General features: G+C 64.5%; 27 protein-coding genes. 10 read left to right on the top strand and 17 right to left on the bottom strand.

Annotated features, from left to right (window positions below):
• The first annotated feature begins 24 nt into the window (after positions 1 to 24).
• On the top strand, positions 25 to 819 hold the full coding sequence (locus U5782_RS30875; protein WP_322047661.1) for a helix-turn-helix transcriptional regulator: 795 nt from the start codon (positions 25 to 27) through the stop codon (positions 817 to 819).
• A gap of 13 nt (positions 820 to 832) precedes the next feature.
• Here the strand turns inward: U5782_RS30875 and U5782_RS30870 are convergent, their stop codons facing one another.
• The 13 genes from U5782_RS30870 to U5782_RS30810 all read right to left on the bottom strand — a co-directional run bounded on the left by U5782_RS30870 (position 833) and on the right by U5782_RS30810 (position 15,097).
• Positions 833 to 1,738, bottom strand: coding sequence for a class I SAM-dependent methyltransferase (locus U5782_RS30870; RefSeq protein WP_415914434.1), 906 nt, complete (start codon positions 1,736 to 1,738; stop codon positions 833 to 835).
• 146 nt (positions 1,739 to 1,884) lie between these two features.
• A complete protein-coding gene (locus tag U5782_RS30865; RefSeq protein ID WP_322047659.1) occupies positions 1,885 to 2,901 on the bottom strand; it encodes an alpha/beta hydrolase in 1,017 nt (338 codons plus the stop codon).
• 16 nt (positions 2,902 to 2,917) lie between these two features.
• Positions 2,918 to 5,350 (bottom strand): TonB-dependent siderophore receptor, encoded by a 2,433-nt coding sequence (locus U5782_RS30860; RefSeq protein WP_322047658.1) that lies wholly within the window; start codon positions 5,348 to 5,350, stop codon positions 2,918 to 2,920.
• 120 nt (positions 5,351 to 5,470) lie between these two features.
• Positions 5,471 to 6,559 carry a FecR family protein gene (locus tag U5782_RS30855; protein WP_322047657.1) on the bottom strand — a complete coding sequence of 363 codons (1,089 nt, stop codon included), beginning with the start codon at positions 6,557 to 6,559 and terminating at the stop codon, positions 5,471 to 5,473.
• Entirely contained in the window at positions 6,552 to 7,106 is a 555-nt protein-coding gene (locus U5782_RS30850; protein WP_322047656.1) for a sigma-70 family RNA polymerase sigma factor, read from the bottom strand. The genes U5782_RS30855 and U5782_RS30850 overlap by 8 nt, the downstream gene beginning before the upstream one ends.
• 153 nt (positions 7,107 to 7,259) lie before the next feature.
• Positions 7,260 to 7,859: a GNAT family protein gene (locus tag U5782_RS30845; protein WP_322047655.1), complete on the bottom strand. Its 600-nt coding sequence runs from the start codon at positions 7,857 to 7,859 to the stop codon at positions 7,260 to 7,262.
• A complete protein-coding gene (locus tag U5782_RS30840) occupies positions 7,852 to 8,649 on the bottom strand; it encodes a PhzF family phenazine biosynthesis protein (RefSeq protein WP_322047654.1) in 798 nt (265 codons plus the stop codon). Before U5782_RS30840 ends, U5782_RS30845 begins: the two co-directional genes overlap by 8 nt.
• Before the next feature lie 126 nt (positions 8,650 to 8,775).
• Positions 8,776 to 10,188, bottom strand: coding sequence for a purine-cytosine permease family protein (locus U5782_RS30835; RefSeq protein ID WP_322047653.1), 1,413 nt, complete (start codon positions 10,186 to 10,188; stop codon positions 8,776 to 8,778).
• 30 nt (positions 10,189 to 10,218) lie between these two features.
• The gene (locus U5782_RS30830; protein ID WP_322047652.1) at positions 10,219 to 11,688 is read right to left on the bottom strand and encodes an aldehyde dehydrogenase; all 1,470 of its coding nucleotides are present in this window, start codon (positions 11,686 to 11,688) and stop codon (positions 10,219 to 10,221) included.
• A 12-nt stretch (positions 11,689 to 11,700) separates the two neighbouring features.
• Positions 11,701 to 12,738 (bottom strand): LLM class flavin-dependent oxidoreductase, encoded by a 1,038-nt coding sequence (locus tag U5782_RS30825; protein WP_322047651.1) that lies wholly within the window; start codon positions 12,736 to 12,738, stop codon positions 11,701 to 11,703.
• An 11-nt stretch (positions 12,739 to 12,749) separates the two neighbouring features.
• Positions 12,750 to 13,685, bottom strand: coding sequence for a flavin reductase (locus U5782_RS30820; RefSeq protein ID WP_322047650.1), 936 nt, complete (start codon positions 13,683 to 13,685; stop codon positions 12,750 to 12,752).
• 1 nt (position 13,686) lies between these two features.
• A complete protein-coding gene (locus tag U5782_RS30815; protein WP_322047649.1) occupies positions 13,687 to 14,526 on the bottom strand; it encodes an alpha/beta hydrolase in 840 nt (279 codons plus the stop codon).
• Complete coding sequence (locus tag U5782_RS30810) at positions 14,495 to 15,097, bottom strand: amino acid synthesis family protein (protein ID WP_322047648.1); 603 nt, start codon at positions 15,095 to 15,097, stop codon at positions 14,495 to 14,497. The genes U5782_RS30815 and U5782_RS30810 overlap by 32 nt, the downstream gene beginning before the upstream one ends.
• 196 nt (positions 15,098 to 15,293) lie before the next feature.
• On the opposite strand from U5782_RS30810, the gene U5782_RS30805 reads away from it, so the two are divergent.
• The 4 genes from U5782_RS30805 to U5782_RS30790 all read left to right on the top strand — a co-directional run bounded on the left by U5782_RS30805 (position 15,294) and on the right by U5782_RS30790 (position 18,077).
• Complete coding sequence (locus U5782_RS30805; RefSeq protein ID WP_322047647.1) at positions 15,294 to 15,971, top strand: GntR family transcriptional regulator; 678 nt, start codon at positions 15,294 to 15,296, stop codon at positions 15,969 to 15,971.
• Complete coding sequence (locus U5782_RS30800) at positions 15,968 to 16,258, top strand: DUF1330 domain-containing protein (protein WP_322047646.1); 291 nt, start codon at positions 15,968 to 15,970, stop codon at positions 16,256 to 16,258. The genes U5782_RS30805 and U5782_RS30800 overlap by 4 nt, the downstream gene beginning before the upstream one ends.
• A gap of 90 nt (positions 16,259 to 16,348) precedes the next feature.
• Complete coding sequence (locus tag U5782_RS30795; protein ID WP_322047645.1) at positions 16,349 to 16,825, top strand: MarR family winged helix-turn-helix transcriptional regulator; 477 nt, start codon at positions 16,349 to 16,351, stop codon at positions 16,823 to 16,825.
• A gap of 10 nt (positions 16,826 to 16,835) precedes the next feature.
• Entirely contained in the window at positions 16,836 to 18,077 is a 1,242-nt protein-coding gene (locus U5782_RS30790; RefSeq protein ID WP_322047644.1) for an MFS transporter, read from the top strand.
• A gap of 47 nt (positions 18,078 to 18,124) precedes the next feature.
• Here the strand turns inward: U5782_RS30790 and U5782_RS30785 are convergent, their stop codons facing one another.
• Positions 18,125 to 18,448: a type II toxin-antitoxin system HicB family antitoxin gene (locus tag U5782_RS30785; RefSeq protein WP_322047643.1), complete on the bottom strand. Its 324-nt coding sequence runs from the start codon at positions 18,446 to 18,448 to the stop codon at positions 18,125 to 18,127.
• Positions 18,445 to 18,696, bottom strand: coding sequence for a toxin HicA (locus tag U5782_RS30780; RefSeq protein ID WP_322047642.1), 252 nt, complete (start codon positions 18,694 to 18,696; stop codon positions 18,445 to 18,447). The genes U5782_RS30785 and U5782_RS30780 overlap by 4 nt, the downstream gene beginning before the upstream one ends.
• A gap of 271 nt (positions 18,697 to 18,967) precedes the next feature.
• Between U5782_RS30780 and U5782_RS30775 the strand changes: the two genes are divergently transcribed.
• The 5 genes from U5782_RS30775 to U5782_RS30755 all read left to right on the top strand — a co-directional run bounded on the left by U5782_RS30775 (position 18,968) and on the right by U5782_RS30755 (position 22,335).
• Positions 18,968 to 19,396, top strand: a complete 429-nt coding sequence (locus U5782_RS30775; RefSeq protein ID WP_322047641.1) for a hypothetical protein — start codon at positions 18,968 to 18,970, stop codon at positions 19,394 to 19,396.
• Positions 19,397 to 19,651: 255 nt separating this feature from the next.
• On the top strand, positions 19,652 to 20,023 hold the full coding sequence (locus tag U5782_RS30770) for a GFA family protein (protein WP_322047640.1): 372 nt from the start codon (positions 19,652 to 19,654) through the stop codon (positions 20,021 to 20,023).
• On the top strand, positions 20,020 to 20,214 hold the full coding sequence (locus tag U5782_RS30765) for a hypothetical protein (protein WP_322047639.1): 195 nt from the start codon (positions 20,020 to 20,022) through the stop codon (positions 20,212 to 20,214). The genes U5782_RS30770 and U5782_RS30765 overlap by 4 nt, the downstream gene beginning before the upstream one ends.
• A gap of 7 nt (positions 20,215 to 20,221) precedes the next feature.
• Positions 20,222 to 20,962, top strand: coding sequence for a response regulator (locus U5782_RS30760; protein WP_322047638.1), 741 nt, complete (start codon positions 20,222 to 20,224; stop codon positions 20,960 to 20,962).
• A 44-nt stretch (positions 20,963 to 21,006) separates the two neighbouring features.
• Positions 21,007 to 22,335 (top strand): HAMP domain-containing sensor histidine kinase, encoded by a 1,329-nt coding sequence (locus tag U5782_RS30755; protein ID WP_322047679.1) that lies wholly within the window; start codon positions 21,007 to 21,009, stop codon positions 22,333 to 22,335.
• A 42-nt stretch (positions 22,336 to 22,377) separates the two neighbouring features.
• On the opposite strand, the gene U5782_RS30750 is transcribed toward U5782_RS30755, so the two are convergent.
• Both U5782_RS30750 and U5782_RS30745 read right to left on the bottom strand, forming a co-directional pair.
• Complete coding sequence (locus tag U5782_RS30750; RefSeq protein ID WP_322047637.1) at positions 22,378 to 22,788, bottom strand: Rieske (2Fe-2S) protein; 411 nt, start codon at positions 22,786 to 22,788, stop codon at positions 22,378 to 22,380.
• A gap of 69 nt (positions 22,789 to 22,857) precedes the next feature.
• Positions 22,858 to 24,297 (bottom strand): PLP-dependent aminotransferase family protein, encoded by a 1,440-nt coding sequence (locus tag U5782_RS30745; RefSeq protein ID WP_322047636.1) that lies wholly within the window; start codon positions 24,295 to 24,297, stop codon positions 22,858 to 22,860.
• Between the last annotated feature and the right edge of the window lie 159 nt (positions 24,298 to 24,456).

Here is a 24,456-nt window from a genome sequence, read left to right as displayed (position 1 = left end):
CGGAATTCGCACTTCGATCAGGACATGGCGCAAGCAAAATTACAGACCTTCGGCGACGGTGTCGGCGCCCGCAAGGTGATTCCCCAGTCGCTGGATTACGCGAGCGGATCGCACGAAATCGCCCACATCCACCACCGCGCGCAGCTCGTCTACGCCACGCGCGGCATTGTCCGCATCATGACGCCGGAGACCCTCTGGATCGTCACATCCGACCACGCGTTGCTGATCGGCTCGCAGGTGGAGCACGAACTGCACATGCTCGGCGAGGTGTCGATGCGCACGCTCTACATCGACCCGGCCGCGCTGGCCGAGCCCGAGCCGCGTTGCCGCCCGATTGCGCCGGGAGAATTGCTGCGCGCGGCGCTGCTCGACCTGTGCGCCGCCGGTGCGGACACGGCGGGAGCCCGCCGTGCCGCGCTCCTCGAACCCCTGATCCTCGATCTGATCGACACGGCGCCGGGCGCGCCCGACGCCGCGCGTCTGCCGCTGCCCGCCGACGAGCGGCTGCGCCAGATCTGCACCAGCCTGATCGCGCAGGCGGCCAACAACGAGACGCTCGAAGAGTGGGCCGCGCGCGTGGGCGCGAGCGGGCGCACGATCGCGCGGCATTTTCGCGTGGAGACGGGCTTGAGCTTCGGTCAGTGGCGCGAGCAGTTGCGTATGGCCGAGGCGATGTCGCGGCTCGCGGTCGGCCACGCGCCTGCGGATATTGCCCGCGAACTGGGTTATGCCGACGCGCGCACCTTCGCGGTGATGTTCCGGCGCGCGAGCGGGGTGTCGCCGCAACAGTTTTTGCGGCGTGAAGGTGCGTCTGCCTGAAGTCCTGCGCTGACTATGGCTTGATGAACTTGAGCGTCATGCGGTCCGATTCGCCGACGGCGGCAAAACGCGCGCGGTCCACGTCGCCGCCCTCGTAGGTGGGCGGCAGCGACCAGACTCCGTGCGGATAATCCTTGGTGTCCTTCGGATTCGCGTTGATCTCGCTGCGCCCGGCCAGCACGAAGCCCGCCGCCTGCGCGTGCTCGATCACATAGTCTTCCGTCACATAGCCGGTATCGATCATCTGCTGCACGGTCGTGCCGCGCCGTGCGCGATGCTCCTCGACGCCGAGCACGCCGCCCGGTTTCAATGCGACATAGAACGCGCGCAGGTTGTCGTCGATCTGCCGATCCTTGATCCAGTTATGGATGTTGCGGAACGTGAGCACCTGGTCGAACTGGCCTTGCGCGTCGAAGCCCTGGAACTGCCCCGCGTGCAAGGTGCCGACCTTGACGTTGCCGTAGTTGGCCGGGGCTGCCGCGAGCTTGCGGAGAAACGCGGCGTCGGTGTCGCGATCCTCGGCCGCCAGGTCCGCCGACGTGCTGACGTATTGGGCCTCGTAGAGATGGCCGCTTGCGTGCAGCCACGGCGCGAGGATGTCCGTGTACCATCCGCCGCCCGGGGCGATTTCCAGCACCGTTTGCGTGGGCTGGACGCCGAAGAACTGTAGCGTCTCCCTGGGATGCCGATAGACGTCGCGCGCTTTGGCGCGTTCGCTACGCTGTGGACCGGCGATCGCAGCATCCAGCGACGCGGCGGCAGCGGAGGACGTCTGTGCGTTTTGTTGGGCATTCTGTGCGGCGGGCGGTGTGGGCGCAGCGCACCCCGCGGCGAAGAGCGCAAGGGATGCCGTGGCGATGGCGGCCGTGCGTTTCAATGCAGCTCGTGCGTGGACTCGATGACGTTGGATCGGATTCATGGCAATGGCGCTGATTTTGGGTAGCCCACACGATACCCGGTTATGCGCGCTCGCGCTGGCCGGGTATCGTTCATCGCGCTTGAGCCGATGCAACGTTTAGCATCGTTGCCGATTTGCTTTGCACGCTTGCAGCGATGGTGCGCGCGTCACGGTTGCGATGGCTTCGCGCATGCGTGTTTCGCGGCCAGCGTCACCGCTTCGCTGATCGCCGCGGGTAGATAGGAAACGTGATTCTGGCCCGTGTAGATCTGCATATCGGCATTAAAGCCAAGCGCGGGGGCATCGTTCAGCACCTCTGTGAAAGCACGCGCATTGTCGATCATCGCGGCGTGCTTCACACGCTCGACACGCGCGGGCGGGCTTTCGGGTGCGAGACGCGCTTCGTCGCCGCCGACGCGAATCGCGAGCGGAATGCCCGAACGCGATGCGGCTGAATGTGCCGTCGTCGCCGCGTCGCGCACGCGTGCGAGCAGCTCGCCCGCGTTCCACCAGAGCGAGGGACTGGCGGCCATATAGCGCGACCAGGCGTGTGGATTCGTCAATGCATCGTGCAACACGAAATACCCGCCCAGCGAATGCCCGAACAACATGCGCGTGCGTGGCGTCTCGTGCGTGCGCGCCTCGATCGCGCGCGGCAGCGTTTCGTTGACGAGCGTTTCAAAGGCGTCCACGCCACCGGTTGCCAGCGGCTTGCCTTGCGCGTCGCGCGGCACGCCCCAGCCGTCGCGGTTGGGCGTCGTGAAATCGCGAAAGCGCTGCGGTTCGTCGAAGAGCGCATCGTTGTCGGCGGCAATCGCGGCTATCGTGACTGGCCCGATCAAGCGCGCCTGAAGACGCGCGGCGCTCACCGCAAGCGCGAACGTGGCGTTGCCGTCGAGCAGCACGAGCAGCGGTGGCGCGCCTTCGAGTGCACACGTATCGGCGCCTTCGCCCGACACGCGCGAAGACGAAGCCGATGTCTGCGCGGCGGCGGGATGGTAGAGCCAGACCCGGTAGCGCGGGCCTTGCGGCCCGGACTGCAACAGGAATGAATCGGTATCGGGCAGCAGGGCTTGGGCTGCGGAAGTTGATTCGGTATCCGTACTAACCGTCGCTGCGTGAGCAGGGGCCACCAGTACGCATCCAGCCAGCGCCAGTAGCGCGAACAGGCGGTTTCGTTTCATCGTCGAGTTCCCCATTTCACCATTGATAGCGCGCCGTGCCGATCACTTCGCGGCGCACACCCCAGAAGCACTGGGTCGCGCTCGCGCAGGCCGCCACGTATTGACGGTCGAACAGGTTCGACGCATTGAGGGCGAAGCGCCAGTTACGCAGTTCGTAGTGCAGAGCGAGATCGACCAGCGTAAAGGAGCCGACCTTGAAAGAATCGTCGGCCGCGCCGTACGTGCTGCCGATATAGCGCACGCCCGCACCCATGCCCAGACCCTTGAACGTGCCGCGATGCAGCGTGTAGTCGGCCCACAGAGAGGCGGTCTGCTTCGGCACAGCGGCGGGTGTATGGCCGAGCGAGCTGTCGTTAGCACTCGCCACCCAGGCGCTCGTGTAGCTATAGGCCGCGATCAGCGACAGTTCGCGCGTGAGGTTCAGATGCGTTTCCAGTTCGATGCCGCGGCTCTTGACCGCGCCGGTCTGAACGCGATAGCTGGAGTTGACCGGATCGGGCGTGGACACGTTGTGCTGTTCGAGATCGTAGAGCGAGAGCGTGGTGAAGCTCGTGGTGCCCGGCATCTGGTACTTGAGGCCCACTTCGAACTGGCGTCCCGTCGAGGGTTTAAGCGGGCTGCCGTCCGAGGTCGTGCCCGAGGTGATCGGCTGGAACGAGCGCGAAAAGCTCGCGAACGGCGAAAGACCGTTGTCGAAGGCATAAAGCACGCCCGCGCGCCACGTGAATGCACGGTCGAACTGGTTGGTCGACGTGTGCTTGACGTACTCGTTCGCGTTGGTCGACGCATAGTCCTCGCGTGCGCCGAGCACGAACGACCACTTGCCCAGCGTGATCTGATCTTGCAGATAGAGGCCGAGATCGTCGGTGCGCTGGCGCGTGTAGCTGGCGAGCGTCGGGGCCGTGATGCTCTGGCCGTACACGGGCGCCGTGATGTCGAGCGAGGGCGCCTTGCCCGAGGACAGCCGGCGGTCGGCCATCGTCATCTGGTAGTCGAGGCCCATCAGCACCGCGTGGCGCAGCGCGCCGGTGTTGAAGTCGGCTTCGAGTTGTGTGTCGGTCGAGAGCGTGTCGACGTGTTCGACGGAGGCGGTCGTGAGGCGGTTCAGATAGCGGTTGGTCGAGTTCGTATAGCCGCTCGAATAGACCGTCTGATAGTCGCTCCACATGTGCATGTAGCGCGTGTTCTGACGCACCGTGAAGGTGTCGTTGAAGCGGTGGCTGAAGGCGTAACCGAGCGTCGCCTGCTCGCGGCGGAAGTGGTCGTAATCGGGCTCGCCGTCGTTGAAACCGGTGCCGAGCATGCCGTTCGGGTTGTACGAGACCGTGCCGTAGCGCGGCAGGAAACCGTAGTAGCCGTTGTTCGGATCGTATTGATAGGTCGCGAGCAGGGTGAGTTCGGTGTTCGCGTCGAGGCGCAGGGTGAGCGATGGCGCGACATAAATTCGCTGCTCCTTCGTTCCGGAGACCTGAGTATCGGCGTCACGCGCGAGGCCGACGAAGCGATACAGCACGCGCTTGTCCGCATCCACCGCGCCGCCCAGATCGAACGCGCCTTCCCAGCGGTTGTGCGTGCCCGCGCCCAGCATGACCTCGTTGACGTGATCCGCCTCGGGGCGCTTGCTCTCCAGCACGACCACGCCGCCCGGGTTGGCCTGGCCGTAGAGAATCGAGCTGGGACCGCGCAGCACTTCGATGCGCTGCAAGCCGTACTGCTCGATCTGCGGTACCGCATACGAGAGGCCGCGCCCGAGGTTGAGGCCGTCGAGGAAATTCACGTACACGGCATTGCCGCCGAAGCCGCCAAAGCCGCGCATCTGCAGGCTGTCGTAACGGTCGCCGATACCGCGCGTTTCCGGCACGATGCCCGCCGAGTAGCGCAACGCCTGCGCGACCGATTGCACGTTCTGCTCGTCCATCTGCTTGCGCTCGATGACCGACACCGACTGCGGCGTGCGCGTGAGCGCCACGTTTGACTTGAGCGCCGCGCTCGCGATGGTCGGGTCATGCGTTTCGCTCGCGTTCTGTGCGCTGATTTTCACGGCGGGCAGGGACGCTTCGGGCGTCGTGCCCGCTTCGGGGCCGGGCGGTTCGGGGTCCGTTTCGAGCACGAAAGCGGCGTTCTGCCCGCGCACCGCACGCAGTCCCGTGCCGTGCAACAGTTGCGTGAGCGCGCTGGCGGCATCGGCGTGGCCCGTGAAGCCGGGCGAGCGCTTGCCCGCCACGAGCGCGCTGGCGTAGGCCAGTTGCACGCCGCTCGTTTCGGCGAAGCGATTGAGCGCCGTGTTCAGGTCCGAAGGCGCGATGCGATAGTCGAGGCGTGCCGGGCTTTGCGTGGTGGCGGTGTTGCGCGCCGTGTCCTGATCAGCGAGCGCGGGCAGCGCCGCGCCAAAGAGTGCCGCTGCCGCTGCGCTGATCGCCAGCGGTCGAAAAGATGCTTGCGTGAACAACGAAATTCCCCCGAATTGATGTTGAACGTTTTGAGTCTTGCTGAGGGAATAGACGTTTGAGTGCGCAAAAACAGGATGTCTCGCGCAAAATATTTTTTATCGCGCGACGGTTTCTGCCTTTTAGCGTGCAGTCGCGCTGTCTTGTGCCGAGAGAATCACGACACGACCGGCGATCTGCGTAGAGTTCAGTGCGAGTGTTTCCGCGAGCGTGGCGAGCGCCTGTGCAGGCGCGTCGATGGCGAAATTGCCCGATACGCGCAGCGTGGCCGCGCTGCCGCGCACGTAAATGTAATGGCCTTTCCAGTAGCGGTTGAGCGCGGCGGCGACGTCGGCGAGCGGGGCGTCGGTGAAGACCATGCGCCCGCGTTGCCAGGCCGTGGCGGCGAACGTGTCGATCGCGGCCGCACTGGGCGCGCGTGCGGGATCGCCATATTCGACGCTCTGACCGGCGGCGGCTTCGAGACTCCCCGAGGCGTTGCGCACTTGCACGCGGCCCTGGGTGACGGTGACGAGCGTGGCGTTATCGTGTTTGAACGACGAGGTGCCCGGCAGGCTCGCCTGGAAGGCGGTGCCGATGTCGACGATCTGCCCTTGGGCAGCCTGCACGACGAAGCGGCGGGTGTCGCCGTGCTTCACGTCGAAGGCGGCGCGGCCGCGTTCGAGTACGACGCGGCGTTCGCGTTCGTCATAGCGCACATCGACGGCCGAATCGGCATCCATGCGCATCACGCTGCCGTCGTTGAGCGCGACGGTTCGCACTTCGCCAGCCGAGGTCGTGAAGTCGGCGGCGTGCAGATAGTGCGCAAGACCGGCGACCAGCACGGCGCACGCGCACGCGAAAGCCGCGCCGGGCGCGCCGAAGGCGAAAGCGAAGCGGGCACGCGGGGCCGGTTTGGATGGCCGTTGCGCGGGACGCGGAACCGCCACGGGCGCACGCGCGCGCAGCGCGTCGGCGTGCTGCCATTGCGCGAAAGCGGTATCGAACGCGGCCCGATGTTGCGTTGAGCGCGCGCACCAGCGCGCGAGGCGCGCGTCGTCGGGCGTCGCGCGGCCCGCGTCGATGCGCACGACCCACACGGCTGCCTGGGCGTGCAGACGCCGCACGTGCGCCGTGGCCTGCGCATCGGTAGCACAGGCTGAAGTACTCGCAGTGGAACGGCCGGCTGAAGAAGAAACGGGCATACCCAGTGGCTGGAAATCCTTAGTCATGGGCCGGTGGCGCAGTGTCGTCGTGGGCGTCGCGGTCGAACTCGACCAGCCCGAGCAACGCACGCCGCAAGTGTTTTTCGACCATGTTGCGGCTGATCTGCAAGCGCTCGGCGATGGCGTCGTGCGACAGGCCGTGGACCTTGCGCAGCACGAACACCTCGCGACAGCGCGCGGGCAATGCGCTCACCGCTTGCTCGAGCGCGCGCGCGGTTTGCGAGGCCTCGGCGAGCAGGCTGGGATCGACGCGGTCGATGGCCAGGTCGGCGCACGCGTCATTATCGTCGTCGTGCGGCGTCACGTCGATATGCAACTGGCCGCTCGCGCGGCTCTCGCGAAAGCGATCGACGATCAGATTCTCGATCACGCGCACGAAGAACGCGCGCGGTTGCCGTACCTCGGCGGAGCCCGGCAGCGACGCCACCTTCACGAACGCATCGTGCACGAGATCCGACGCCGCCTCCGCCGAGCGCGTGCGGCGCGAAGCGAACGCGAGCAACGCACGATAGTGCGCGGCGAACGTGTGAGCAAGGCTGGAAGACGGCTGCACGAGTGGATCTGCAAGGAACCAGGGCCTGTGGCCCGCTGGTTTCATGGCGCTTACGATAATTTTACGAATGAGAATTATTATCGTTTATGCGCGATCGTGCAAGCGGTCTGTTGGGTGGCGCGGGAATCGCCGCACCGCGCATGGGCTGGCTTGCTAGTCGCCGGGAGCGTGCGTCTCGTGGCCGAAGGCGTGTCGCGCCGGCCCCGTGGCGGGTGTATGCCCCGGTTCATCGAGGTGTCGCTCGTAGTGAACGAGGTCGTGCCATTCGCCCTGGAAATACATACTGCGCGTGGCGCGGCCAAAGGCGGCGAAGCCGTTGCGTTCGAGCACGCGTATCGAGCCGATGTTCTGCGGCCGGACCACGGCTTCCACGCGCGACAACCGGAGATCGTTGGCGGCCAGCTCCATCGCGAGACTGACGGCCTGGGACGCAAGGCCTTTGCCCGCAAACGACGCGCCAATGCGGTAGCCCAGCGTTGCCCGGTTGAAATACGGGCGCGCCACGCCGACCAGATTCACCCGCCCGACGATCGTGTCGCCGCTGCGGACGAGGTATTGGTAGGCGCGATCCTGGTCGATGTCGTCGATCGCCGCGATGATGGCTTCGCGCACGGCAGAGCGTGAGTAGTACCCATCGGCCCGGGCGTTGATCCATTGCTCGAACCAGGCGCGATTGTCGATCTCGAAGGCGAGCAGCGCATCGGTATCGTTCAGCGTTGGGGGGAGGAGGGTCAGCATGTTCAGTTCAGCCACGATCAGCCACCGCCCGTCCGCCAACCTTCACGATTCCATCCTGATAGCTGGCGAAAAGGGTGCAAGGCTGGCCAAGTCCATCGCCCTGGTGCAGCGTGATGTCGTGCTTCAGCATCGCCGCGAGCGCACCGGCGGCGACACCCGTTCCAGCATCTTCCAGGCGCGGGTCCAGATGATTGAAATTGCGTCCGGCGTAGACATCGTTACCCGTCGTGCACCAGGCGTACAGACCGGAGACGCCGTTCGCCTGGCTCCAGGCTGCGATACCCGCCAGGTCCGGCGCGAGACCGTAGAGCGTGGATTCGTTGCGCACCTCCACGAGAAGCTTCGCGCTGCCTACCGAGGCGAGCCGTGGGGCACCGATCAAATCCGTTGCGTTCGCACCTAGTAGAAGAGCGGCCTGCTGCGCGTCGATCGTCACGGGCGGACAGGCCTGCACTTGCAGATCGACCAGAATGCGCTCGCCGTGCTTTTCGATCTGGAGCACTTGTCCGCGCAGGCTCGTGACGACTTCAAGCCGCGTGCTGTCTGGGTGTTGCTCGAATAGTACGGCGCTGGCGGCAAGCGTTGCGTGAAGGCAGAGCGGGCTGCGCGCATGCGGGTAGTAGAAGTCCAGGCAAACCTTGCCGTCGCTGGAGCGATCGATGAAGACCGTGGCCGCGACGCTGCGCTGCCGTGCCAACGTCTGCCGCTCAATAGCATCCGATGAAAAACCCTCCACGACCAGGGCCGTATTGCCGCTCGTCTCATGACGGCCGAAGCAAAGCATCGAGTGATAGCGGATTGTCATTGAAGGTTGCGCCTTATCGTCCGGGAAGAAACGCATTATGGCAAACCGGGTTCTTCAAAAGCAGAAAACCCGGCAGCCTCATTGACGAGGGTGCCGGGTTTTCACGCCATCTTTACTTTCAGTCACTCACTCGGAGGCTCGGGCACCTGCCGGCGACCCACTCAGGGAGCGCGAACCGCTTTTTCCCGCAAGCAGAAAGTAGGTCAGTGCGGTGGCAACGAGGCCCACCATCCACGAAACATCCGCGCCTCCCAGGATCGAGGCCCAGGGGCCGTGGAAAAAGCTCTCTTCCATGAACGGCACCTGAATCGCGATACCAAACACGTAGATGCCGATGGCCTTGAAATTCACCGCGCCATATACGCCGCCATTGCTGCTGATGATTTCCGTGACCCGGTAGCGCCGGTTGTTGATCAGATAGAAGTCGACCAGATTGATCGCAATCCAGGGGGCGAGCACGATGCGCATCGCGAAGATCGCCGTCAGGAAGATCGCGATGAAGTTGCTCGATGCCCACAGGGCGGTGACGGTGGACGCCACCAGCAACACGGTGGACACGACGATACGCACGCGGCGGCCGGGCAGCCAGTCGGGGCGGAACGTCTGCGCGGCGGTGATGATGGACAGCACGCCACCGTACAGATTCATGCCGTTGTGGCCGATGATGTTGACGAGAAAGAGGCCGATCAGCACATAGCCGAACACACCCGTTTGCGTGCGGATGGCGTCCATCGCGTCGGTGGCGTGGCCGGTGCTCACGGCCAGCACGCCAAACAGGAACGCGAAGATCGTACCCAGCGACGTGCCGAAGTAGGTGAAGGCGAAAGTCTTCGCGAACCCCGTGCTGGCAGGCATATAGCGCGAGTAATCGGACGTGTAGGGTGCGAAGCTGATCTGCCACACCGCGCACAGGCCGAACATCGCAAACCAGTTGGCCAGATCGAAATGACCTTGATGGAAGGCCTGCGCGTCGAGGCCGGGCAGCATCAGCGCGATACCCACCACGAGCGCGCCACCCATGAACCATGCGCCGATCTTGTTGAAGCGATGAATGAAGTGATAGCCGATCACGCCGACCAGCGTCGCCAGCACGGCGCCCAGCACGGTCCCCACGTGTACGGGGACGAACGGCGCGGCCGTGTGCAGCGTCTTGCCCGCGAGAATGATGTTGGAGACGAAGAACCCGAGATAAATCAGCGTGGTGAAGCCGACCACCAGCAACGAGCCATAGCGGCCGAATTGCGCGCGGCTTTGAATCATCTGCGGCACGCCGACGAGCGGCCCTTGCGCCGAGGTAAGCGCATGGAAAATAGCGCCGAAGAATTGCCCGGCCGCAATGGCCAGAATCGCGCTGACCAGATCCAGGTGGAAGATCAGCACCGAAGTCGCGCCGGAAATCACGGCCAGCGGCGCGACGTTGGTGCAGAACCACAAGGTGAAGAGATCGGCGGGCTTGCCGTGCCGGTTCTCCGGGGCAACGTATTCGATCGAGTTGCTTTCGATGGTCAGAACGCTGTTATCGTTCGCCGGGTTAGTCATAGTGTCTCCATCATTATTTTGGGGCGGCGCTTAGCGCATGACGAACGGATCGCTGATCGGCTCGTCCGAGGTGCGCAGCCAGACCGATTTCGTCGTCGTGTATTCGAGCGCAGCGCTTAATCCGCCTTCGCGACCGTGTCCCGAAAGCCCGAAGCCGCCGAACGGCACGAGCGGCGAAACGGCGCGATACGTATTGATCCAGACGATGCCCGAGCGCACGCGCTTCGATACGCGGTGGGCGCGCGTGAGGCTGGTCGTGAAGATGCCGGCCGCCAGACCGTAGACCGTGCTGTTGGCCTTCTCGATCGCTTCCTGCTCGCTAGTAAACGTATCGACCGACAAGACCGGGCCGAAGAGTTCGGTGGTGATGCTGTCCGCGTTTTCCACGCCCGTGCAGTCGAGTATCGTGGGCGCGTAGTAGTAGCCGCCGCGATCCAGCGCCTTGCCGCCCGTGAGTACTTTGGCGCCCTGACGCACCGAGTTTGCGACGATCGACTCGATGTGGCGAAGTTGCCGCTCGGTGCACAGCGGGCCGTATTCCGTCGCGAGGTCGTCCGGTGCGCCAATACGGATGCGCTCCACGCGCTCGACCAGTTTCGCCAGGAATTCGTCCTTGACCGAAGCTTCGATCAGCAGACGCGAACCCGCGACGCAACTCTGGCCGCTGGCGGCAAAGATGGCTGCGACCTGCGCATTCACCGCGCTCTGGATATCGGTGTCGGCGAACACGATGAACGGCGATTTGCCGCCCAGTTCCAGCGATACCTTCGCCAGATTCTTCGCGGTATTCGCGACGATATGCCGTGCGGTTTCCGGGCCGCCCGTGAAGGCGACCTTGTCGACATCGGGATGGCTGCTGAGGACTGCGCCGCATTCCGGCGCGAATCCCGTGATCACATTCACGACACCGGCGGGAAAGCCCGCTTCGTGCACGAGCTTCGCGAATTCGAGCAGCGGGCCGGGCGCTTCCTCGGAGGCCTTGAGCACGACCGTGCAACCAGCGGCAAGCGCCGGGCCGAGCTTGACCGCCGAGAGAAACAACTGGCTGTTCCACGGCACGATTGCGGCCACGACACCCACGGGCTGACGTTCGAGCCAGACCTGCATGTCCGGCTTGTCGACGGGGATATGACTGCCCTCGATCTTGTCGGCGATGCCGGCGTAGTATCGGTAGTACTCCGCAACATAGGCAATCTGGCTCGACGTTTCGCGGATGATCTTGCCGGTGTCGTGCGTTTCAATTTCAGCCAGGCGCGGCGCAGCCTTTTCGACGAGATCGGCGAGCTTGTGCAGCAGCTTGCCTCGCGCCGATGCGGTGAGCCCGGCCCACGCGGCGTCGCTCAATGCGCGGCTGGCGGCCGCCACGGCACGGTTGACCTCGTCGGTGCGGGCCTCGGGCATCTGCGCCCACACTTCGCCGGTGGCCGGATTGATACTGCCGAACGTTGCCGCGCCCGCTTCGAACTGGCCGTCGATATACAGCTGAAATTGAACACTCATGGAATCACAACCTCACTGAAAGGCGGGCATCACGTCGTTGATCATGCGTTCGAGCGAGGCCTTCTTGCGCTCGAAGCTCATGCCGGTGTCGATCCAGAACGAGTACTCGTCGAAGCCCAGCGCTTCGTAAGCCTTCAGACGGCCGATCACTTCTTCCGGCGTGCCGATCACATTGTTCTTGCGCATCGCTTGCGGCGTGTAGAACGGGTGCGCATCCATTTCTTCCTTCGTCAGCGGCTTGATGAGGCCCTTGCTGACCGGACGCTCGTTCTTGAACCACGCGCCGAAGTAGTTGTAGAAGGCGTTGACTTCCTCGGCCGCCAGTTGCGCGTCGTCTTCGTTGCTGGCGACATAGGTGTGACGTAGCAGCATGATCTGCGGACGCGGCACCTCGCTGAACTTCTCGCAAGCAGCGTTGAAATGGCCGACGAGCTTTTCGACTTCTTCATCGCCGAAATGCAGCGGGGTGACCTGCACGTTGCAACCGTTCGAAACGGCGAATTCGTGGCTGTTCGGGTCGCGCGCCGCCACCCAGATCGGCGGATGCGGTTGCTGGAGCGGCAGCGGCGACGAAGTGGTCGAGGGGAACGACCAGAACTCGCCTTCGTGCGCGTAATCGCCTTCCCAGAGCTTCTTCACGGCCGGAATCAGTTCGCGCAGACGCTGGCCCGCGCCCCAGGCATCCAGGCCCGGCATCAGGCGCTCGTATTCGAACGAGTAGGCGCCGCGCGCGATGCCCAGATCCAGCCGGCCGCCCGTGATGATGTCGGTCATCGCGGCTTCGCCCGCGAGCTTGATGGGGTGCCAGAACGGCGCGATCACCGTACCAGTGCCCAGACGTACGTTCTTCGTCTTGTTCGCGAGGTCCGCGAGGTTGAGGAACGGATTGGGCGCGATCGTGAAGTTCATGCCGTGATGCTCGCCGGTCCAGACGGCGTGCATGCCGCCCCGGTCGGCAATCTGGCACAGCTCGACCATTTCGTCATACAGCTGCTTCTGACTGGTCTGGTCGGAGACGCGCTCCATGTGAACGAAAAGCGAAAAACGCATGGTGTGACCTTTCAGGAATTAAGCGGGCGAACCGTGCCGGAGCTGTGGTCGCCGTAGTACATGCCGTAGCTCTTGAGCTGGCTCTCCTTGCGGTAGCGCTGGAGCATGCTCGCGAGGGCGCTGTCCTGGAACTGGTCGGCCTCGATGTCGTCGAGGCTGACGAATGTGCCAGAGGCGTCGGCCGTGTCAGCGGCGTCGTCCGGCGCGCTGCACAGGAACGAGATGTACTGGTAATGGGTCTCGGTGTTGTTGTACGCCGAATAAATAAAGCTTGCAGACGCATCGGGCTGATATCGGCCGAAAATCTCGGCGAGCGCCTTGTCCGCGCCTTCCTTGCCGATTTCTTTCGACGGCAGCCCCCACTTGTTGTCGGCCGTGCGCGTGAGCAACACCTTGTCGTCGCGCGCGATGATGGCGCTGACGATCACCTTCGGACCCGCGATGACTTCGGCCGAGACCTTGGCCGGCGTGAAATAGCCGCCACGGTAGTAGCCGAGACCCGCGTAACCGGCGGAATGAAAGGCCTCGACCTTGCCGACCAGCAGAGCGTGGTCGCCCGCGTCGATCACGGCGTGCGTCGTGCAGTCGAACCAGGCGCTGACTTCGTCGATGAGCGGGTTCTGGTGCGCGCTCAGACTCCAGCCCACCTTCGCGAAGCGGTCGTCGCTCGGACGCGCGAAGGTGTTGGACAGGTCCTTTTGCCCCTCCGCGAGCACGTTGATCGCGAAGTGACGCGTGGTGGAAAACGTCTGATAGTTGCTCGACGTCTTCGCGATGCTCACCAGCAGCAGGGCCGGGTCCAGCGACACCGACGAAAACGAATTGGCCGTGAAGCCCAGCGGCTGGCCGTCTTCGCGCGTGGTGGTGACGATCGTCACGCCGGTCATGAAGGCGCCGAACGCATCGCGCAGTTCGCGGGTGTTGAGAGTGGGTGTCTGTTGGCTCATGTCACACTTCCGACTTCATGGTTTCCGGCTGCGGCTCGACGCATTCGACGCCCGTTTCTGTCTGCAACCAGTCGCGCAGCGCGCGATTGACGGCTTCGGGCGCGGTCAGGTTCACCATATGGCGCTCGTCCTCGATCACGACGGCGCGACCGTTTTGCGCGGCGGCGGCCATCTGCTGCGCCATTTCCGGCGTCGAGTTCGGGTCGTCCGAACCGGTCAGCACGAGCGCCGGGCAGGCGATGCTGTGCCAGCCGTCCGCATAGACTTCGTCGCCTTTCGCGAAGGCCGTGTACGCCGTGGCGTAGCCTGCGAGATCGACCGACTTCAGCCACGACTCGACCTTGTGCGCGGCGATCTGCTGCGCTTCCTCGGCGTTGAACCAGCGCTTGAGCGGTGTTTCCACGTCGATCGTGCCGCCGCGCAACTCGGCCGCGCGTTGCAGCACGGCTTCCCGCGCCTCGGTCGAGCGCCGATACACGCCGTTCAGGACTGCCACGCGTTTGACCAGATCGGGCCGCGTGACGGCGACGCCCGCGGCGATCAGCGAGCCCATCGAGTGACCGGCCAGGTTCACCGGGCCGGCGTTCAGCGCCTCGATGAAGGCAATCGCCCACGCCACGAACTGTTGCAAGCCCGCACCGGAGTCGAGCGCATCGCTCTGGCCGTGGCCCGGCATATCGACGGCGATCACGCGGAAGTCGCGCGACAGCTCGTCGATCTGCGGATACCAGGCATGGGCCTGCATGCCCACGCCGTGGATCAGGACCAGCGGCTCGCCGCTGCCTTGTTCGAGGTAGTGCGCGACGCGCTTAGTTGACAGCGGCAGGGTTCTTGACGTCATTTCCGAGCTCTGCAAGGTCTTTGTAGCGATCGCCGATGCGGTGATGCGGACGGCCACCCGTTGCGGCGCCAATGGCGATGACGAGTTCGTCGGCGGCGGGCGCATCGGGAATGGCGAACTGGAGCGTGAGGTAGTGCGAGCGGCGGCCTTCGTCGTTCTTGTCCATCATCGGGATCAGCAGCGGGGCGTTGGCCGGGCCGCGCGTGTTGTTGAACGCCAGATACGACTTGGCGCCGACGGCCGAGCGATAGGTGTTGCCGAAGTGCAGCGTGTGGATCAGCGCGGATGCATGCTCCAGTTCGCCGTCGAGACCGACGATGGCGCTCTTGCCGAACGCTTCCACGGCTTCGCCCGAACCGGCTTCGTCGATGATCAGCTTGGTCAGGTGCGCGCTCAGTTGGGGCGCGAGTTCGCGAATTTCCGGCGACAGGTCTTCGACGTAGCCGCGGCCCGCCCAGGGGTTCTTGATCACGGCGACCGCGCCGATCATCTTCAGCGGTTGCGCGGCGGCTTTGGCGCCGTCGACGTAGACGGTCTCGACATGGAGGATGGACTTGCGAATCAGGCTCATAGCGCGTTCCTTACGTGCGTTGATTGTGTGACATAGTTTGGTATACCATAGTACGGCATGCCATGAGTGTTAACCCTGGCGGGGTTCGAAAAGAGGTGGAAGCGCCGTCGGGGCGATGAACGGAGGCGGGGCAGGGGGCGTTCGACGCGACCGTATAATCCGCGCCCCGATCGCGGACTGACTTATTGAATGATTTATGAATCTGACTATTGAAAATCCACCGGTTACGCTGCGCGAGCTCTCTCTGAACAAGCTGCGCAATGCGATCATCAGTGGCTATTTTCCGGCGGGAAAGCGGCTGGTCGAGCGGACCTTGTGTGAGGAAATGGGCGTGAGCCGCTCGGTCGTGCGGGAGGTCATCCGCTATCTGGAGGCGGAAGGTCTCGTGGAAATCGTCACGGGAAAAGGCCCGACCGTTTCCACGATGAGCTGGGAAGTCGCGGCGCAGATTTATCAGATTCGAATGCTGCTGGAACAAAGCGCCGTGGCCGATTGCACGGCAAACCTGACGCCGGAAACGGCCTTGCAGATTCAGGCGCTGCTGGCGGAATTCAAAGGTGCGTTCGAAGGCGATGATGTCAATGCGATCATCAATGTCTCATCGAAGCTCTACGAGAAGATCTTTTCCGTCGCGGGGCACGGCGTGGCGTGGGAAGTCGTTCAGCGACTCAACGGTCGCATCAGCCGCTTGCGCGCGATGACGATGAAATCGACAAAACGCAGTGAATCGGGCTATCAGCGGATTGAAAAAATCTGCCGCGCGATTTGTGAATTGCGCGATCCGGAGAAGGCAAAACTGGCGGTCCATGAACACATCAGTGAAGCGGCCGCCATTGCGCAAAAAGTTCTTGCAAATGAACAGGAGAAATCATGACGGCTTATTGGATTGCCCATGTCACCGTGCTCGACGCGGAAAAATATAAGGGATACACGGATGTCGCGCCGCAGGCATTCGCGAAGTTCGGCGCCGTGTTCCTCGCGCGCGGCGGTGTGTACGAGGCGCTCGAAGGGCAGGCGTTCGAGCGCCATGTCGTGATCCAGTTCAAGGACCGCGAAACGGCGCTGGCGTGCTATCACTCGCCCGAGTATCAGGCGGCCAAGGCGAAGCGCGACGGACATTGTGTCGCGCAGATAACGATCGTCGAGGGGCTGGCGGGTTGAATCAGGCGTTGCGCCCGTGCACGGGCGTTCCCGCGTGTAGATATGAAGTTAAGCTTTGCAGTTTGGCTTCATATTTTCTAAAATGCGCGCATGACCTCGCAAACGACACCCCGCACGCCTCGCCCAACCCCTGACCCCGTTTCCGCCCAGGCCGATGCGCTCGCAGGCGACCTGCGCGCGCTGGTCGGCAAACTCAAGCGGCGTCTGCGCGAGCAGGCGAGCGCAGGCGATTTCACGCCGTCGCAGTTGTCCGTGCTACAGCGCCTCGAACGTGACGGCGCGGCCACGGTATCGAACCTCGCGCGCGCCGAAGGCATGCGGCCGCAGTCGATGGGCACGGTGGTCGCCGCGCTGGAATCAGCAGGCCTGTTGACCGGCACGCCGGACCCGGCGGACGGCCGCCAGACGCTCTGGTCGCTCACCGACGCCTTCGCGAGCGGCATGCGCGAAAGCCGCGCGGCGCGCCAGGACTGGCTCGCACGCACCATCGACGCGCGCCTGTCCGCCGCCGAACAGGGGCAGCTCGCGCAGGCCGTCGCGCTGCTCCAGCGGCTCGTGCAGCAATAAGGAGGCGGGGATGAGCGATTCCACCGCCGGCATGTTCCGTTCGCTGCGCAGCTTCAACTATCGTGTCTGGTCTGCGGGCGCGATTGTTTCCAACGTCGGTACGTGGATGCAGCGCACCGCGCAGGATTGGCTCGTGCTCACGGGCCTCACGCACCATAGTGCGGCGGCGGTGGGCGTCGTCATGGGCTTGCAGTTCGGGCCGCAGCTGCTGTTTCTGCCGTGGGCGGGCTACGCGGCGGATCACTTCGATCAGCGCCGCCTGCTGATGTTGACGCAAGCCACGCTCGGCGCGCTCGCGCTCGCATTGGGCCTGCTGACGGTGACAGGCGTGGTGCAGCTCTGGCACGTCTATCTGTTCGCGTTCCTGTTTGGCAGCATCACGGCCTTCGATTCGCCGGTGCGCCAGACCTTCGTCTCGGAACTGGTCGGCGATGGCGATCTCGCCAACGCCGTTGCGCTCAATTCGACCTCGTTCAACGCGGCGCGCATGGTGGGGCCGGCGGTGGCGGGTATCGTGATTGCCTCGGTGGGCGTGGGCTGGGCGTTCGTGCTCAACGGGCTGTCGTTCATTGCCGTGCTGGTGTCGCTCACGCGGCTGCGCGCGCACGAATTGCGCGGGCGACCCCGGGCGAAAGCGGCGAAAGGTAGCCTCGCGGCCGGCTTTCGCTATGTGTGGTCGCGCCCGGACCTGAAGGCCATCGTGGTCATGCTGTTCCTGATCGGCACCTTCGGCCTGAATTTTCCGATCTTCATTTCGACGATGGCCGTGCGTGTTTTTCACGCCGATGCAGGCGGCTACGGCCTGCTCTCGTCGCTGATGGCGGTGGGCACGGTGTCGGGCGCGCTGTTCGGCGCGCATCGCAGCAACCCGCGCTTTGTCTCGCTGCTGATTGCGTCGGCGACGTTTGGCGTGGGCTGTACGCTGGCGGCGATCGCGCCCAGCTATGGCTGGTTTGGCGCCGCGCTGGTGCTGATTGGCGTGGCGGCGCTCACCGTCATGACGGAAACCAACAGCCTGATGCAGCTTTCCACCGAACCTTCGATGCGCGGGCGCGTGCTCGCGATCCGGCTGGCGGTGGCGCTGGGCGGCACACCTATTGGTGCGCCGATCGTTGGCTGGATCGCCGACCATTGGGGACCGCGCTGGGCGCTCATGATGGGGGCGGCGTCGGGGTTTGCGGCCGCGGCGGTGGCGCTTTGGGTGATGACGCGGGGGCGGTTGGATCGTGCCGCGGCCGCGCCTGAACCTTGACGTGCTGGCTATAGACGTTGACGACCGACCTCGACTACGGACGTTGATTACGCGCAGAGCTTCGCGCTGGCGAGCCGATTGAGGCTCACACCTTGTTCGGTTGCCTCGATCACGAGCGCGCGATGGGCTTGCGGGGGAATCCGCACCTTGAAGATGCCGCTATAGCTACGATCGGCGATAGGCTCGGGCACGTTCTCGCCGCTTGCCGTCATTTCCTGTACGACTTCGGCCACCACTCGGCGGATTCCGGCCAGCGCGCCTTCGGGCGACTTGTCGAGCCAGGAAAGCGACGGGAACTCAGCGCACAGCCCGACGTGCTCCTCATCTTCCGGAGACCACGAGATGCGATAGGTAAAGTGGTCATGCTTCATATTTGCAGCTCCTTGAGCTTGTCGATCGCTTCGAGGACCTGGCGCACCTGATACACCTTGGCCTTGCCGCGATCGTTCTGGATATTCACTCGCGGATCTCCCGGCCACGGCATCTTGAAGACGGCATGACTGGAGCCGGACTGACGAGCCGCGCCGAAGTGCGCCTCGCAGACCTTGAAGAGGTCGTTGAATCGCACGTTCGCGGGCTCGATCCGCATCTGTTCGAGAATTTTTTGTTCGTGTCTCATGGTGTCACTATTGGCACCATTCGTCAAGCGCGGTTAGCCGTTGGCGCTGTGCGAATTTGCGCGCGGTCACGGTTGACGTTCGAATGGCGGCGAGGTGGATAAGGACTGCGGGATTGAGTCCGACGCCATGATCTTAAGAACGGCAGTGGATGCGAAACAGTCGGCCGAATGGCCAGCACAGTATGTGAAGCCTGGTGCGCGTGACCAGACCGGTTCGTCCGCCTCTGCTACGCTCCCCGCGAAGCCAACCCCGAGCCGACCGTCCCACCGCATGACTCGCCGCTCCCTCGCCATCCGTGCGTTGTTTGCACTCTGCCTGCTTGCCGCCACCGTTAATCATGCACGCGCCATCGCCGCGCATGGCCTGCTCTGGGATTACGGCTACGGGCGCGACACATGGCTCGCCAGCGAGGTCTACTGGAGCCTGCTCACACTGCTCGACCCACTCGCCGCGTTGCTGCTCTTCGTGCGTCCGCGCACGGGCCTCGCGCTGACGGTCGCGATCATCGTGAGCGATGTGCTGCACAACAGTTATTACGTTGCGCAGCACGGGCAATGGTTCGCAACGTTCTATCTTTCGCAACTGGCGTTCTGCGTGGCCGTGCTCGTACTGACGCCGCTTGCGGCCGCGCCATCGCGCGCGCGCTCAGCACCCAGATCAGACGCCCCGAAATCACCCGAAACGGCGCACCTGGGATAACGAGGCAAAACGGTGCACCCTTCGCGCCGATGCAGGCAGAACGCCTTGCGGCTGCGCGCTTCGCCCGTCGACAGGCAGGTCGCGGCGAGTATGCGCGAGGCGTGCGCTGTCTTCGATTCGCCCCCACCGTGCAATATTTTGTGTCGCTGCCAGGAGCAGATACATTGGGATACAAAGCGTTTTCCGCTCTGCGCTATAAAGCTCCCATCGCAATCGAAATCGCCGTCGACATCGACGCATCGAGGAGAACTGTCCATGAACACCGAGGTCCTGCACGGATCGTGTCACTGCGGCGCCGTACGCTTCGAAGTCCGCACCGCGCTCACGCCGGCTTCCCGCTGCAACTGCAGCCTGTGCCGCCGCAAGGGCGCGCTGATGTCGCCGCCGTTCGCGGCGGCCGAACTCACCGTCACGCGCGGCGAGGCGGACCTCACGCTCTATCAGTTCAATACGCGCGTGGCGAAGCACTATTTCTGCAAACACTGCGGCATCTACCCGTTTCATCAGACGCGCAAGGATCCCAAACTCTGGCGCGTGAATCTCGGCTGCCTCGACGGTGTGGATCCATACGCGCTCGAAGCCGGTGTGAACGACGGCGCGAGCCTTTCCGTGGTGGAGGACGCATGAAGCGGCTCTTTGCGATGTTGGCGCTGCTGGCCGGGGGCCTGGCGAACGAGGCGGTGCATCCGCTCGTATGCACGCTGACCACGGCCACGCGCCGCGAGACCCGCGAGACGGACGACGATCCGGCCAGCGGTGGCAACGGCGGCAACGGCGGACGGCACGGTGCGCGTCGGCCCTCACAGCGCGGAGTATGATCGGCGCATGGAAAAAATCGACCACATCCTGATCGTCGACGACGATCGCGGCATCCGCGAACTGATCGCGGATTACCTCGAAAAGAACGGCATCCGCGTGTCGCTCGCCGCCAATGGCCGCGAGATGCGCGCGGCGCTCGAAAACGGCGCGCCCGATCTGATCGTTCTCGACCTGATGATGCCCGGCGAAGACGGCCTCGTGCTGTGCCGCGACCTGCGTGCGAGCCGTTTCCGCGCGGTGCCGGTGCTCATGCTTACGGCGCGCAGCGAGGAGACCGATCGCATCGTCGGCCTCGAAATGGGCGCCGACGACTATCTCTCCAAGCCGTTCGCGGTGCGCGAGCTGCTCGCGCGCATCCGCTCGGTGCTGCGCCGCACGCGCATGCTGCCGCCCGGCATGCAGGTGACCGAGTCTGCGCCGATGCTCGGCTTCGGCGAATGGCGGCTCGACACCACGGCGCGCCATCTGCTCGACGAGGAAGGCACGCTCGTCGCGCTCTCCGGCGCGGAGTACCGGCTGTTGCGCGTGTTTCTCGACAACCCGCAGCGCGTGCTCACGCGCGACCAGTTGCTCAACCTCACGCAGGGACGCCAGGCGGACCCGTTCGACCGCTCCATCGACCTGCTCGTGAGCCGCCTGCGGCAGCGCCTGCGCGACGGCGCGCGCGAACCGCGCTACATCAAGACGCTGCGTAACGAGGGCTATGTGTTCTCGGCGACGGTGAGCGCCATCGAAGGACCGCAATGACTGCCGCCACCCATCCAGCGCCGCAAGCGTCCAACGCGGCGAGCATGACCGATCGCGCCGCGCGCCACTTGCTGCGCTGGCCCCGCACGCTGTTCGCGCGGCTCGCGTTGATTCTCTGCCTTGGCCTCGCGCTCACGCAGACGCTGTCGGTCTGGCTCACGCTCACCGAGCGCGACGAAACCACGGCCAACATGATGATGGATTACGTCGAGCGCGAAGTGGCCAGCTCCGTGGCGCTGCTCGACAATCTGCCGCCCGCCGAACGCGCCGCGTGGCTGCCCAGACTCGCGCGCCGCAGTTATGCGTTCGTGCTGGGCGAGGGCGTGCCGGGCGTCGCGCCCGACGCGCAGCTCTCGATGCGTTACGAGTCGGCGATCTCGAAGGGCATCGGCAAGCATTACGCCATGACGGCCAACGCGATTCCCGGCAATGGCGAGCATTTTCAGGTGCATCTGCGCCTGAGCGACGGCACACCGCTCACCATCGACGTGCGCCCGCAGCACGCGCTGCCGCTTTCACGCTGGCTGCCGCTCGTGCTGGCGGTGCAACTGATCGTGCTGGCGGTGTGCTGCTGGCTGGCGGTGCGTGTGGCGACGCGCCCGCTCGACGCGCTCGCGCAGGCCGCCGACACGCTTGGCCCCGATCTGAAAGCCGCGCATCTCGACGAAAACGGTCCCTCCGAAGTCGCGCGCGCCGCGCGTGCGTTCAACGCGATGCAGGCGCGTATCGCTGGCTATATGGCCGAGCGCATGCAGATTCTCGCGGCCATCTCGCACGATCTGCAGACGCCGATCACGCGCATGCGTTTGCGGGTCGACGTGATGGACGACGATACCCAGAGCGCGCGCTTGCGGCAGGATCTCCAGGAGATGGAGCAACTCGTGAAGGAGGGCGTCGCTTACGCGCGCACCTTGCATGGCGCGGCCGAAGTGCCGGTGCGGCTCGATCTGGACGCGCTGCTCGACAGCATGGTCTGCGACTATGTCGACGCGGGTTCGGACGTGCGTTACGACACGCGCGCGCCGCTTGCCGTGGTGACGCGGGCCCAGGCGCTCAAGCGTATCGTCGGCAACTTTGCCGATAACGCGCTGAAGTTTGCGGGTGCCGCGGAGATCGCGCTGGTCGAAGGACCGGGCGACGGGCAAGTGACGATCTCGGTGCTCGATCGCGGGCCGGGGATTCCGGAGGAATCGCTCGAGGCGGTTTTCGAGCCGTTTTACCGGCTCGAAACGTCGCGCAATCGTGGCACCGGTGGGACAGGACTGGGACTCGCGATCGCGCGTCAACTGGCCGTGGCGATGGGCGCGCAGCTTTCGCTGCATAACCGGGTGGGTGGCGGGCTGGAGGCGCGGCTTGTGTTGAGGCGGGCGTGAGTGGGGGATTCTCGTCGCGTGCGCGGCGTCGCAGAAAGGCGATCAGCGGTTCTTTTCCGCGATTGTGGGTGTCTCCACCCCCACCCAAACCCCTCCATCCCGCTCACACGCCGGATAAACCGTTACATCGTTCGCGCAGCGCTGCTGCGACGCCACCGTCAGCATCCTGACCTGTTGTCCGTTCACATCGAAACGCCAGCCATGCGAGGGGCACGTGAGCAAACCACCGCTCACGCTGCCACCGGAGAGCGGTTCACCGCGGTGCGGGCAACGATCGCGCCAGACGTGAATCTCGCCTTCGCCGTCGCGCCAGACGGCCAGGCGCAGCGTGCCGAGCGTCACGGCGTGCGCCGTGCCTTCGGTGACCTCATCGCTTGCGCAAACCCGCGCCCAGTCCGTCGCCTCGTCTTCACACCGCAGCGCGGCGTTCGCACCTCGTCCCGAGAGTGGCATACCCGTTGACCCATTCAGAAAGCATCGAAAAACCTATCTTACGACACCGGCCGAAAGTCGGGTGATTCATCACGCCGTCACACGCACGGCGGGGTCAGTCAACAACTTGCCGAGTGTGCGCATCGCCGCTTCGATGCGCTCGTTCCACGGATGCCCGAAATTGAGCCGGATGCAATTGCGAAACCCATGCTCCGGCGAAAAGATCGGCCCGGGCGCGAGACTCACGCCGCTTGCGATGGCGAGCCGGTGCAGGGCCATCGCGTCGATGGCCTCGGGTAATTCGAGCCACACGAAATAGCCGCCACCCGGCCGCGCGTAGCGCACGCCGCGTGGCAGCCAGCGGCGGATCGCGCGCTCCATTTCATCTAGTTGCGAGCGCAACGCTGCGCGCACCTTGCGCAAGTGGCGGTCGTAACTGCCGTGTTGCAGATAATCGGCCATGCCCGCCTGCACGGGAATGCTGGCGGACAGCGTGGACATCAGCTTGAGCCGCTGCACTTTCTGCGCGTAGCGTCCCGCTGCCGTCCAGCCGATCCGGTAACCCGGCGCGAGCGTCTTCGAAAACGAACTGCAATGCATGACGAGCCCGTGTGTATCGAAGGCGAGGGCGGGCAACGGATAGTCCGACTCGAAATGCAATTCGCCATAGACATCGTCTTCGATGAGCGGTACGTCGTGGCGTGCGAGCATCTCCACAAGCGCGCGCTTTTTCTCGACGTTGAGCGTCACGCCTGTGGGATTCTGGAAGTTGGTCATGAACCAGCATGCGCGGATCGGATGACGCTCCAGTGCGGCGGCGAGAGCATCGAGATCGAGGCCCGTCACGGGATCGACGCGAATCGGCACGGCGCGCAGATCGAGCCGCTCGATCGCCTGCAAGGCTGCATAAAAGCCTGGCGACTCCACCGCGACGCAGTCGCCGGGCCGCGTGACCGCCATCAGGCAGAGATTGAGCGCTTCGAGCGCGCCATTCGTCACGACGATCTCATCCAGCGGTTGCGCGATGCCCATGCCCATATAGCGCAACGCGATCTGCTGGCGCAGCGCCTCGTTGCCGGGCGGCAGGTCCACGACCGTGCTCCACGGATTGAGGTTGCGCGACGCGGTAGCAAGCGATTTGGCGAGCCGTTCGAGCGGAAAGAGCTGCGGCGAGGGAAACGCGGAGCCGAGCGGCACGATGTCGGGTTCGCGCGCGGCATCGAGCACCGAAAACACGAGGTTGCTGATATCGACCTTGCCCGCGCTCGCGAGCGGCGTGCGTTCGACCGCGGTGCCATTCGATTGCGCCGCGCTCACGCCCGCGCCCGGCGCGACGTAATAGCCCGAGCGTTCCTGCGCCCGCACGAGCCCCCATTCTTCGAGCAAATAATAGGCGCGTGTGGCGGTGGCCTGGCTCACGCCATGCTGCGCGATCACGTGGCGCAGCGAGGGCATGCGCGCGCCCACGGGAATGCTGCCGGAGCGGATCTCTTCGGCCATGGTGTGCGCAAGGGTTTCGTAGCGATGCATCGGAATGGCAGACGTGCGCGGGGGGCACGGCAGTGAAGCGGCAAAGTCTGCATCGTACGATGATGCGCGCGGATCTGCTACGGAATCCTCATGTCCGGATCATGTCTGCATGCGTCAATTTGCGCGCTGCTGCGATGGCGACGCGCGCAACTGCTTCTA

Source organism: Paraburkholderia sp. J67 (assembly GCF_905220265.1).
Taxonomy (GTDB): domain Bacteria; phylum Pseudomonadota; class Gammaproteobacteria; order Burkholderiales; family Burkholderiaceae; genus Paraburkholderia.
The sequence above is the reverse complement of the archived record's forward strand: the minus strand, read 5'-3'. Positions and strand labels throughout refer to the sequence as shown.

Coding starts and splice junctions, on each gene's coding strand:
- U5782_RS30790 (WP_322047644.1), top strand. CDS start 16,836: ATGAGCGATTCCACCGCCGGCATGTTCCGTTCGCTGCGCAGCTTCAAC.
- U5782_RS30865 (WP_322047659.1), bottom strand. CDS start 2,901: ATGAAACGAAACCGCCTGTTCGCGCTACTGGCGCTGGCTGGATGCGTA.
- U5782_RS30810 (WP_322047648.1), bottom strand. CDS start 15,097: ATGAGCCTGATTCGCAAGTCCATCCTCCATGTCGAGACCGTCTACGTC.
- U5782_RS30785 (WP_322047643.1), bottom strand. CDS start 18,448: ATGAAGCATGACCACTTTACCTATCGCATCTCGTGGTCTCCGGAAGAT.
- U5782_RS30875 (WP_322047661.1), top strand. CDS start 25: ATGGCGCAAGCAAAATTACAGACCTTCGGCGACGGTGTCGGCGCCCGC.
- U5782_RS30770 (WP_322047640.1), top strand. CDS start 19,652: ATGAACACCGAGGTCCTGCACGGATCGTGTCACTGCGGCGCCGTACGC.
- U5782_RS30825 (WP_322047651.1), bottom strand. CDS start 12,738: ATGCGTTTTTCGCTTTTCGTTCACATGGAGCGCGTCTCCGACCAGACC.
- U5782_RS30755 (WP_322047679.1), top strand. CDS start 21,007: ATGACCGATCGCGCCGCGCGCCACTTGCTGCGCTGGCCCCGCACGCTG.
- U5782_RS30805 (WP_322047647.1), top strand. CDS start 15,294: ATGAATCTGACTATTGAAAATCCACCGGTTACGCTGCGCGAGCTCTCT.
- U5782_RS30760 (WP_322047638.1), top strand. CDS start 20,222: ATGGAAAAAATCGACCACATCCTGATCGTCGACGACGATCGCGGCATC.
- U5782_RS30800 (WP_322047646.1), top strand. CDS start 15,968: ATGACGGCTTATTGGATTGCCCATGTCACCGTGCTCGACGCGGAAAAA.
- U5782_RS30775 (WP_322047641.1), top strand. CDS start 18,968: ATGACTCGCCGCTCCCTCGCCATCCGTGCGTTGTTTGCACTCTGCCTG.
- U5782_RS30765 (WP_322047639.1), top strand. CDS start 20,020: ATGAAGCGGCTCTTTGCGATGTTGGCGCTGCTGGCCGGGGGCCTGGCG.
- U5782_RS30870 (WP_415914434.1), bottom strand. CDS start 1,738: ATGAATCCGATCCAACGTCATCGAGTCCACGCACGAGCTGCATTGAAA.
- U5782_RS30835 (WP_322047653.1), bottom strand. CDS start 10,188: ATGACTAACCCGGCGAACGATAACAGCGTTCTGACCATCGAAAGCAAC.
- U5782_RS30780 (WP_322047642.1), bottom strand. CDS start 18,696: ATGAGACACGAACAAAAAATTCTCGAACAGATGCGGATCGAGCCCGCG.
- U5782_RS30855 (WP_322047657.1), bottom strand. CDS start 6,559: ATGACTAAGGATTTCCAGCCACTGGGTATGCCCGTTTCTTCTTCAGCC.
- U5782_RS30820 (WP_322047650.1), bottom strand. CDS start 13,685: ATGAGCCAACAGACACCCACTCTCAACACCCGCGAACTGCGCGATGCG.
- U5782_RS30745 (WP_322047636.1), bottom strand. CDS start 24,297: ATGCATCGCTACGAAACCCTTGCGCACACCATGGCCGAAGAGATCCGC.
- U5782_RS30750 (WP_322047637.1), bottom strand. CDS start 22,788: ATGCCACTCTCGGGACGAGGTGCGAACGCCGCGCTGCGGTGTGAAGAC.
- U5782_RS30840 (WP_322047654.1), bottom strand. CDS start 8,649: ATGACAATCCGCTATCACTCGATGCTTTGCTTCGGCCGTCATGAGACG.
- U5782_RS30795 (WP_322047645.1), top strand. CDS start 16,349: ATGACCTCGCAAACGACACCCCGCACGCCTCGCCCAACCCCTGACCCC.
- U5782_RS30815 (WP_322047649.1), bottom strand. CDS start 14,526: ATGACGTCAAGAACCCTGCCGCTGTCAACTAAGCGCGTCGCGCACTAC.
- U5782_RS30830 (WP_322047652.1), bottom strand. CDS start 11,688: ATGAGTGTTCAATTTCAGCTGTATATCGACGGCCAGTTCGAAGCGGGC.